Origin of the sequence: Cellulophaga sp. (assembly GCF_039943695.1) — a bacterium.
In the GTDB taxonomy this organism is placed as follows: domain Bacteria; phylum Bacteroidota; class Bacteroidia; order Flavobacteriales; family Flavobacteriaceae; genus Cellulophaga.
The window spans coordinates 1-1,480 of record NZ_JBDVAA010000221.1; the positions used below are offsets into that span (position 1 = coordinate 1).

The window sequence follows — 1,480 nt, forward strand, 5'->3', positions numbered from 1 at the left end:
TAAGGCAAGTGTTTTGTTTGGTGAAGCAGGTAAAAATGGATGCGTAATTATTACAACAAAAGGATATACTAGTACAATTAATTATGATGAAGAATATGCTAAGTTATCAGAAAGTCAGTTTAAAAAAGTTACACTAGATCCGCTTTCTACTTTTTCTATAGATGTCGATAAAGCTGGTTATAGTAATATAAGAAGAATGATAAATAACGGAGAAAATATTCCTTTTGATGCTGTTAAGATTGAAGAAATGGTTAATTATTTTGATTATGATTACCCACAACCAACAGACGAGCATCCATTTTCTATATCTACAGATGTAGCTAAAACGCCTTGGAATATACAAACACAATTGGTTCGTATAGGTTTACAAGGAAAAGAGTATTTAAATGAAGAATTACCAGCTTCTAATTTAACTTTTTTAATAGATGTTTCGGGGTCTATGGAAGACCATAATAAATTACCACTTTTGGTATCTGCTTTTAAATTATTAGTGCATCAACTTAGAGAAAAAGACAAAGTAGCTATAGTTGTATATGCTGGTGCTGCAGGAGTTGTTTTAGAGTCAACTAATGGAAATCAAAAAGAAAAAATAATAAATGCATTGCAAAAATTAGAAGCTGGTGGTTCTACTGCTGGTGGACAAGGTATTCAATTGGCGTATAAATTAGCAGAGAAGAATTTTAAAAAGAACGGAAATAACCGGGTAATACTTGCTACTGATGGCGATTTTAATGTTGGTGCGTCTAGTAATAGCGATATGGAAAAGCTAATAGAGGAAAAAAGAGCATCTGGTGTGTTTTTATCTGTACTTGGCTTTGGTATGGGTAATTACAAAGACTCTAAGTTAGAAACTCTTGCTGATAAAGGTAATGGCAACCACGCTTATATAGATACTATGCAAGAGGCACAAAAAGTATTTGGTAAAGAGTTTGGGGGTACATTATATACTATTGCTAAAGACGTAAAAATTCAGGTTGAATTTAATCCTGCTAAAGTACAAGCATACCGCTTAATTGGTTATGAAAATAGACTTTTGGCAGATGAAGATTTTGTAGATGATACTAAGGATGCTGGTGAGTTAGGAAGCGGACATAAAGTTACTGCTCTTTACGAGGTAGTTCCCGTTGGCGTAAAAAGTGATTATGTAAAAGATGTAGCAGAGTTAAAGTATACAAATACAGAAGCTACAGCTAACTATAAAGATGAGTTGTTTACGGTTAAGTTTAGGTATAAAAAACCAAATTCTAATAAAAGTGTAGAAATGGTTCACATTCAAAAAAATGAAGAAACAGTAATGTCTGCAGATTTTAAATTTGCTTCTGCAGTTGCTTTATTTGGACTTAAATTACGTAAATCTCAGTTTACAAATAATGCAAGTTTAAGTGCAATTATTAAGTTAGCACAAGAGGGTAGAGGAGAAGATAAGCAAGGGTATAGAGCAGAGTTTATACGCTTGGTAAATGCAACGGATAAAGAGTTA

At 32.8% G+C, this 1,480-nt stretch carries 1 protein-coding gene; it reads left to right on the forward strand.

Annotation, left to right across the window (positions count from 1 at the left end; genetic code table 11):
- The coding region (locus ABJD66_RS16665; RefSeq protein WP_348133764.1) for a VWA domain-containing protein at positions 1-1,480 on the forward strand (1,480 nt) is incomplete at both ends.